The sequence below is a fragment of the Sinomonas sp. ASV322 genome, assembly GCF_030908245.1.
Taxonomy (GTDB): domain Bacteria; phylum Actinomycetota; class Actinomycetes; order Actinomycetales; family Micrococcaceae; genus Sinomonas.
This window is the reverse complement of record NZ_JAVFJJ010000006.1, coordinates 218551-226541: the sequence shown is the minus strand read 5'-3', so window position 1 is coordinate 226541 and position 7991 is coordinate 218551. Positions and strand designations below refer to the sequence as shown.

The 7991-nt window shown below is 69.7% G+C and carries 9 protein-coding genes; 5 read left to right on the top strand and 4 right to left on the bottom strand.

Translation table 11 applies throughout. From position 1 onward, the window contains the following. Positions 1–156 precede the first annotated feature (156 nt). Positions 157–1380 (top strand): IS481 family transposase, encoded by a 1224-nt coding sequence (locus tag RBS12_RS11035; protein ID WP_307966156.1) that lies wholly within the window; start codon positions 157–159, stop codon positions 1378–1380. Between the two features lie 171 nt (positions 1381–1551). On the opposite strand, the gene RBS12_RS11030 is transcribed toward RBS12_RS11035, so the two are convergent. The 3 genes from RBS12_RS11030 to RBS12_RS11020 are packed head-to-tail and all read right to left on the bottom strand — an operon-like array spanning position 1552 to position 3698. After that, complete coding sequence (locus RBS12_RS11030; RefSeq protein WP_307966141.1) at positions 1552–1791, bottom strand: hypothetical protein; 240 nt, start codon at positions 1789–1791, stop codon at positions 1552–1554. Positions 1792–1815: 24 nt separating this feature from the next. Continuing rightward, complete coding sequence (locus RBS12_RS11025; RefSeq protein WP_307966140.1) at positions 1816–2118, bottom strand: acyl-CoA carboxylase epsilon subunit; 303 nt, start codon at positions 2116–2118, stop codon at positions 1816–1818. Continuing rightward, positions 2115–3698, bottom strand: coding sequence for an acyl-CoA carboxylase subunit beta (locus tag RBS12_RS11020; protein WP_307966139.1), 1584 nt, complete (start codon positions 3696–3698; stop codon positions 2115–2117). The genes RBS12_RS11025 and RBS12_RS11020 overlap by 4 nt, the downstream gene beginning before the upstream one ends. A gap of 209 nt (positions 3699–3907) precedes the next feature. Here RBS12_RS11020 and RBS12_RS11015 point away from each other — a divergent pair, with 209 nt between their 5' ends. The 4 genes from RBS12_RS11015 to RBS12_RS11000 all read left to right on the top strand — a co-directional run bounded on the left by RBS12_RS11015 (position 3908) and on the right by RBS12_RS11000 (position 7491). Then, positions 3908–4765: an NAD(P)-dependent oxidoreductase gene (locus tag RBS12_RS11015; RefSeq protein WP_307966138.1), complete on the top strand. Its 858-nt coding sequence runs from the start codon at positions 3908–3910 to the stop codon at positions 4763–4765. Positions 4766–4836: 71 nt separating this feature from the next. Then, on the top strand, positions 4837–5730 hold the full coding sequence (locus tag RBS12_RS11010; RefSeq protein ID WP_307966137.1) for a biotin--[acetyl-CoA-carboxylase] ligase: 894 nt from the start codon (positions 4837–4839) through the stop codon (positions 5728–5730). Beyond that, positions 5723–6337 (top strand): PH domain-containing protein, encoded by a 615-nt coding sequence (locus tag RBS12_RS11005; RefSeq protein ID WP_307966136.1) that lies wholly within the window; start codon positions 5723–5725, stop codon positions 6335–6337. Before RBS12_RS11010 ends, RBS12_RS11005 begins: the two co-directional genes overlap by 8 nt. Before the next feature lie 14 nt (positions 6338–6351). Further along, a complete protein-coding gene (locus tag RBS12_RS11000) occupies positions 6352–7491 on the top strand; it encodes an adenylate/guanylate cyclase domain-containing protein (RefSeq protein WP_307966135.1) in 1140 nt (379 codons plus the stop codon). A gap of 69 nt (positions 7492–7560) precedes the next feature. On the opposite strand, the gene RBS12_RS10995 is transcribed toward RBS12_RS11000, so the two are convergent. Continuing rightward, positions 7561–7938, bottom strand: coding sequence for a VOC family protein (locus RBS12_RS10995; RefSeq protein ID WP_307966134.1), 378 nt, complete (start codon positions 7936–7938; stop codon positions 7561–7563). Positions 7939–7991 lie beyond the last annotated feature (53 nt).

Here is a 7991-nt window from a genome sequence, read left to right as displayed (position 1 = left end):
GGTGACAGTTCTGCCTCAGGACATCGGTGACGGTTCCGGGGTTCTTGGTGGTGACACTTCTTTCGCTCTGATGGGCTGGTGAAGAAGAACTCCACTGTCGATCCTCGTATCCGTCTCGCGATCTCTCAGTGGCCGGAGAACGCGCCTCGGGGTGCGGTGACGACGTTCTGCGCCGAGCATGGGATCTCGCGGAAGACGTTCTATGCGATCCGCGCCCGGGTCGCCGCGGACGGGCCGGCCGCGGCGCTGGAGCCCAGGTCGCGGCGCCCGAAGAACAGCCCGGCCAGGCTCTCGGACGATGTGAGGCAGCAGGCCATCGGGGTGCGGGCGGCGCTGGAGCGCTCCGGGCTGGACCACGGTCCGATCAGCGTGCACGAGAAGATGCGTTCCATGGGCCTGGCATCGGTGCCCTCGCCGGCGTCGCTGGCACGCATGTTCCGCCAGGCAGGGGTCGCTCGGGCCGAGCCGAGGAAGAAGCCGCGGGCCGCGTTCCGCCGGTTCGTGTATCCGGCGCCGAACGCGTGCTGGCAGCTGGACGCGACGGAGTACGTGCTCGCCGGCGGGCGCAAGTGCGTGATCTTCCAGCTCATCGACGACCACTCCCGCTACGCGGTCTCATCGCACGTGGCCCGGTCGGAGACGGCGGAGGCGGCCATCGCCGTGACAAGGAAGGGGATAGCCGCCCACGGGGTGCCGCAGCGGCTCCTGACCGACAACGGCAGTGCGCTGAACCCGATCCGCCGGGGCGTGATCGGCCAGCTGGTCATCTATGTGACCTCCCTCGGAGTCGAGCCGATCACGGGCAGGCCCAACAAGCCCACCACCCAGGGCAAGAACGAACGCTTCCACCAGACCCTCTTCCGCTGGCTGGACAAGCAGCCCCTCGCCGAGACGATCGACCAGCTCCAGGAACAGGTCGACGCGTTCGACATCATCTACAACACCCAGCGCCCGCATCAGGGCCTGCCCGGCAGGATCACCCCCCTTCAGGCCTGGGAAGCGACCCCGAAGGCCGAACCGCCCAGGCCAAGGCCCGCACCGCCCATGCCCGCGATCCCCGGGCACCAGGCCACCTCGGCAACACGGATCCGCCCGGGAGTGGAAGGGACGGCCACCCGTGCCGTGCCCGCCAACGGCGGCATCACGATCCGCGGCGTGAAGTTCCAGATCGGCAGCGCCAGGACCGGACTCCAAGTCCACATCGTCTGGGACCCGGAGCGGATCACGTTCTTCGACCACCAAGGCACGCTACTGATCGAACACCCCTGGCCCGCCAAAGGAATCACCTACGTCAGCAACGGCCGCCCCGTCGGCACAAGGCCCCGCACCGACGAAACTGTCACCGATGTCCTGACACAGCAACTGTCACCGATGTCCTGAGGCAGAACTGTCACCCATCTCCCGAGACATCACACCGGCCTCCCCAACTCTTGCGCCGGCCTCCCCAACTCTTGCGCCGGCCTCCCCAACTCTTGCGCCGGCCTCCCCATTTTCAAAGCCCCCCGGGGCGGGGTCAGCGCAGAATCCCGGGCGAGCGCCGTCGCTGGGCGCTCAATAGTTGGGGAGGTTGCCGCAGACGCTGGGGAGGTTGGCGCAGAAGCTGGGGAGGTTGGCGCAGACGCTGGGGAGGTTGGCGCAGACGCTGGGGACGTTGGCGCAGAAGCTGGGGAGGTTGGCGCGGAAGTCGGGGACGCCGGCGCGGAAGCCGGGGAGGTTGGCACGGAAGCCGGGGACGTTGGCGCTGAAGGTTTGGTCGTCTGCGCGGAAGGTGACCTCTGGACGGGTGGCCACCCGCGTCTTGTGACCCCTGGACGCCTAGAAGCGGCCGCGGCGCTGGCTCATGGCGTGCCGCGGGCGGAGGGCTGCGCGGCGGAGGCGTTCGCGGCGCGTGAGAGCCGCGGGGGCTTCCTCGGGCTCCGAGGAGCCGACGGCGGCGAGCACCGCCGTGAGCGCCGCGAGCTCCTCGGGCGTCAGGTTGCCCTTGGTGACGGAGAGGAGCACCTGTGGTGCGTCGGGGGCGTCAGCCCCGAATGCACGGGAAGGCTCGACGGCGGGTGAGTCCCCGCCGTCGTCCGCTGCGCCAGCGCTCGGGGCGCCCGGGGCGAGCTCGCCGCTCACAGCGGGATGTTCCCGTGCTTCTTGGCGGGCATCGACGCGTGCTTGTCGCGCAGGGCGCGGAGCCCGCGCAGGAGCTGCACACGCGTCTCGGACGGCGCGATGACGGCGTCCACGTACCCGAGCTCCGCGGCCTGGTACGGGTTGAGGAGCTCCTCCTCGTACTGGCGGATGAGCTCGGCGCGCTTCGCCTCGACGTCACCGCCGTCGGCCTCGACGGTCGCGAGCTCACGGCGGTACAGGATGTTGACGGCGCCCTGCGCGCCCATGACCCCGATCTGCGCCGTGGGCCACGCGAGGTTGAGGTCGGCGCCGAGCTTCTTCGAGCCCATGACGATGTACGCGCCGCCGTAGGCCTTGCGGCAGATGACGGTGAGCTTCGGGACGGTGGCCTCGGCGTACGCGTACAGGAGCTTCGCGCCGCGGCGGATGATGCCCTGGAACTCCTGGTCCTTGCCGGGCAGGAAGCCCGGGACGTCCACGAGCGTGATGATCGGGATGTTGAACGCGTCGCAGTGGCGCACGAAGCGCGCGGCCTTCTCCGACGCGGCGATGTCGAGCGTGCCGGCGAACTGGATGGGCTGGTTCGCGACGATGCCGACCGTGTGCCCCTCCATGCGCCCGTAGCCGATCATGACGTTCGGCGCGTAGAGCGACTGCATCTCGAGGAACGCGCCGTCGTCGACGATCCCCTCGATGACGCGGCGCATATCGTAGCCGTGCGTCGGGGAGTCGGGGACGAGGGCGTCGAGCGCGAAGTCCTCGGGTGTCTCCTCGAGCTCCTGGTCCGAATCGAGCACGGGCGCTTCGACGAGGTTGTTCGACGGGAGGTAGTCGAGGAGTTCGCGAACGAACTCGATGGCGTCCTTCTCATCCGAGGCGAGGTACGTCGCGGTGCCCGTCGTCGCGTTGTGCTGGCGCGCGCCGCCCAGCGTCTCCATGTCGACTTCCTCGCCCGTGACCGTCTTGATGACGTCGGGACCGGTGATGAACATGTGGCTCGTCTTGTCGACCATGACGACGTAGTCGGTGAGCGCCGGGGAATAGGCCGCGCCGCCCGCGCACGGGCCCATGATGAGGGAGATCTGCGGGATGACGCCCGATGCGGCGACGTTGTTGCGGAAGATGTCCGCGAACATCGCGAGCGAGGCGACGCCCTCTTGGATGCGCGCGCCGCCGCCGTCGTTGATCCCGACGACGGGGCAGCCGTTGCGGAGCGCGAACTCCTGGACCTTGACGATCTTCTCGCCGTTGACCTGGCTCAGCGAGCCCCCGTAGACCGAGAAGTCCTGGCTGTAGACGGCGACGAGCCGGCCGTCAACGGTGCCGTAACCGGACGCGACGCCGTCGCCGAGCGGCTTCTTCTTGGCCATCCCGAACGCCGTCGAGCGGTGCACCGCGAGGGCGTCGAACTCGACGAACGAGCCCTCGTCGAGCAGCATGTCGATCCGTTCGCGCGCCGTGCTCTTGCCGCGCGCGTGCTGCTTCTCGACGGCCTCAGGCCCCGAGGGGAGCAGCGAGGCGCCCCGGCGATCGCGGAAGTCCGCGATCTTGCCCGCGGTCGTGGTCAGGTCGTGGGTCACGTGCTCCAACTCTCGATCGGCATTACGTCACATGTAGGTTCCGCACAACAGGCGGAGCCGTCACCCCAGTCTAGTAAGCGGTGCGTGGCCTCCGTGTGTAGGAACCCTACAATTTCTCGGCGTCGAAGAGTCGGAGGATGGGGCACGGGTGCCCGGCACTGGATTCCCCCTATATTACTGGGCGGTAACATAGGGGTAGACTAACGCCTATGACGAGCATCACACCCCAGGAGCGGGCTCTCGCCGGACGCACGATCCTCATGAGCGGCGGGAGCCGCGGAATCGGCCTCGCGATCGCGAAGCGCGCGGCGGCCGACGGCGCGAACGTCGTGCTGCTGGCCAAGACGGCCCAGCCGCACCCCAAGCTCCCCGGCACGATCTTCGACGCCGCCGCCGAGATCGAGGCGGCGGGCGGCCACGCGCTCCCTGTCGTGGGAGACGTCCGCAACGACGACGACGTCGCACGCGCGGTGAGCGCCGCCGTCGAACGCTTCGGCGGGATCGACGCCGTGATCAACAACGCCTCGGCGATCGACCTCTCACGCACGGACGCGATCGACATGAAGCGCTACGACCTCATGCAGGACATCAACGCCCGCGGGACCTTCCTCCTCTCCAAGCTCGCGCTTCCGGCCCTGCGCGAGTCCGCGCAGGCAGGCCGCACCGCCCACGTCCTCACGCTCTCTCCGCCGCTCAACCTCGACCCCAAGTGGGCGGGCGCACATCTCGCGTACACGATGGCGAAGTACGGCATGAGCCTCGTGACGCTCGGCCTCGCCGAGGAACTGCGCGCCGACGGGATCGGCGTCAATTCCCTGTGGCCGCGCACCGCGATCGATACCGCCGCGATCCGGAACGTCGTGGGCGACGACGACATGGTGCGGTTCACGCGTAGCCCCGAGATCATGGCGGACGCAGCGTATGCGATCCTCACAAGCGATCCGCGCACGACCACGGGCCAGTTCTTCATCGACGAGGACGCGCTCCGCCGCGTCGGAGTGACCGACTTCTCGCGCTACAGCCTCGGCGCGCCTGAGGACCGGCTCGTGCCGGATTTCTTCCTCTGACGTGCGGTTTCTAGCTCTGACGTGCGGCTTTGCCTTGGCTGGCTGTCGGACGGGATGGCTAGGATTCCCCTATGGAGCTCGACACTTCGGCGGCTGAAGGCCGCGGCCCCCTCGACCGTTCCCGGCTCGGCGCCGACTTCGCGGTGCGCGCGGGACTTTCGCGCGTCGAGGTCGTGGATGAGCTCGGATCGACGAACGACGAGCTCGTGCTCCTCTCCGAGACGCAGCCGGACGCCTGGGGCGACCTCGCCGTTCTCGTCGCCGAGCGCCAGACGCGGGGCCACGGGCGCCTCCACCGGCCGTGGGAATCGCCCGTGGGCGCGTCCCTCGCCGTCTCGATCCTCCTTCGCCCCCACAATTCGGACGGCCGCCCGCTCCCGACGCAGTCCTATTCGTGGATCTCGGCCCTTGCCGCCCTTGCGCTGCGCGAGGCGCTCGCCCAGGTCGCGGGCCTCGAGTCCGCGCTCAAGTGGCCCAACGACGTCGTCGTCGGGGGCCTCAAGATCTCGGGCATCCTCGCGCATCTCGCGCCGGGGGCGCGCGGCGAGCCGCCCGCCGTCGTCCTCGGGGCGGGGATCAACGTCTCCTTGCGCGAGGACGAGCTCCCCGTCCCGACCGCGACGTCGGCAAGCCTCGCAGCGGGCCGCCCCGTGGACCGCACCGGCCTCCTCGCCGCGTACCTCGAAGACTTCGCGCGCCGCTACCGCGCGTTCTGCTCCGTGAACGGCAACGCGGAGACACCGTTCGCGGGCGGCCGGAGCCTGCTCTCCCAGGTCCAGGACGCGACGATCACCCTGGGCCGGCGTGTGCGCGTCGAGCTTCCGGGCGGGCGGCGGCTCGTGGGACGTGCGACGGGTCTCGACAGCCACGGTGCGCTCCAAGTCGTCGAGGACGACGGCGGTCGGCACACTGTCGGTGCGGGCGACGTCGTCCATCTGCGCCCGGCCGACGGCGGCTATGCGTAGGCTGCTCGTCCCGGGCGAGCAGGTCATCGTCGACACGCGTCGGCACGCCTCCGTGCTCGCCCTTCCGATGCTCGTGACCGTGCTCGTCTGCGGTGGTGTTGCCTTCGCGGCCGGCTGGCTCGCTCGCGGCCGCCTCGATGCGCTCGTGCCCTGGCTGCCTGCGGGCACCGGGCCGTGGCTCGCGCTCGTTCCGACCGCCCTCGGCGCGTGGATCCTCGTCGCGTACCCCCTGCGCCGCCTCATCAGGTGGGGCGCTCTCCGCTATACCCTCACGAGCCGCCGCGTGCTCCGGCGCGCGCGAGGACTGCGCCGGAGCGATCGCGAGCTTCCCCTCGCGATGGTCCGAGACGTCGCGGTCCACCAGTCGGTCTTCCAGTCCCTGGCGCGATCGGGAACGATAACCTTGTCGACAGGGCAGGCTGCGAGCCTGAGGCTCGACGACGTGCCCGAGGTGCGCAGCTTCCGCCAGCTCGTGTTGGACGCGATCGACGAGCTGCCGGCGGACGGCGGATTCCCGGCAACGGACGACGGCGCGTGGTCAGGGACGGGAGGCACCCCGCCGCGGGATCCGTGGGAGCGAGACGTTTGGGGGCAGAGTGAGCAGTGAGGGAGGGCGACGCGATGGATGACGAGCGGGCCCTTCCCTTGCCAGACGGCGACGCGGCGGCGCACGCCGCCCGGCCCGACGATGGGCCCGGTCCGGCGCCCGAGACGGCGAGGGCAGAGTACCGGCGCTCGGCGAAGGCGCTCGAGAACCTGCTGCTCGGCGGAGAGCGCACACTCAAGCGCCGCGACGTCGCGCAGGGCGTGGGGCTCTCCCTGTTCTCCGCGCGGAAGCTCTGGCGCGCTCTCGGCATGCCGAACTTCACCGACGACGACCTCGCGTTCACGACCGAGGACCTCGAGCACCTCAAGATCATGCCGAAGCTCGTGCGCGAGGGCGTCCTGACCGAGGATGCCGCGATCTCCGTGACGCGCGCGATCGGCCAGATGACCGACCGCATGGTCGTCTGGCAGGTCGAGGCCCTCGTCGAGGACATGGTCGCGACGCAGGGCATCACCGACGCCGAGGCCCGCGTGCGGCTCGTCGAGGAGCTTCCGCACCTCATCGAGCCGCTCGAGGAAATGCTCGTGTATTCGTGGCGGCGTCAGCTCAGCGCGGGCGTCCAGCGCCTCGCCGTGCGGGCGCAGGAGGGGCTCGAGGCGAGCGAGGAGGGCCGCACGGGGGGCGAGGACGACGCGCCGCTGCCGCTCGCGCGCTCCGTGGGGTTCGCGGACCTCGTCTCCTACACAAGCCTCTCGCGGCGCATGAACGAGAAGACGCTCGCGCAGCTCGTCCAGACGTTCGAAAGCCTGTGCGCCGAGGTCATCTCGGTGGGCGGCGGGCGCCTCGTCAAGACGGTCGGCGACGAAGTCCTGTACATCGCCGAGACGCCGACGGCGGGCGCCGAGATCGCGTTGGCCCTGTCCCGCGAGATTGCGGCCGACGAGCGGCTCCCTCAAGGTCGCGTCGCGATGGTATGGGGTCGCGTGCTGAGCCGCCTCGGAGACATCTACGGGCCGACCGTCAATCTCGCGGCCCGCCTCACGGCGATCGCGGAACCGGGGCAGGTGCTCGTCGATGAACTCACGGCCGGTGTCCTCGGCGGCGACCCGCGCTTCGTCCTCGCGCCCCTCGACGCCCAGAATGTGCGCGGCTTCGGGGAGGTCCGCCCGGTCGCGCTGCGTCGGGGCGAGGGCACCGGGATCGTGCTCGACTGACCCTCCACGCGTGAGATCTCGTCGCTCGCACCATGCCTTTTCGGCGAGAGCTCACGCCTCGCGAGAGATTCAGGGATCAAGCCGCTTGCGCAAGAGGCAGAACTCGTTGCCCTCGGGGTCGGCCAGGACGTGCCAGCGTTCGTCGCCGGTCTGCCCGACGTCAGCGCGACGGGCGCCGAGGGAGAGCAGCCGTTCGAGTTCGGCGTCCTGATCGCGGTCGACGGGGTTGACGTCGATGTGCAGAGGGAGAATTCCGGTGCGTGGGTCGTCGCTGCGGCTCAGGATGATCGTGGGCTGCAGGCCGCCGAACCCGGCCTCGGGCGGGCCAATCTCGATCATGCCTTCCTCCCGTTCGAGCTCGACGTAGCCGAGGACGTCGCTCCAGAATTGCGCGAGCAGTTCAGGATCGGCGCACTTGATGACCAGTTCGCTGATACGGGAGGCCATGGGCCCCAGTGTACTGAGAGTCACATTCCCTCAACTGAGGCCGACGGCGGGGA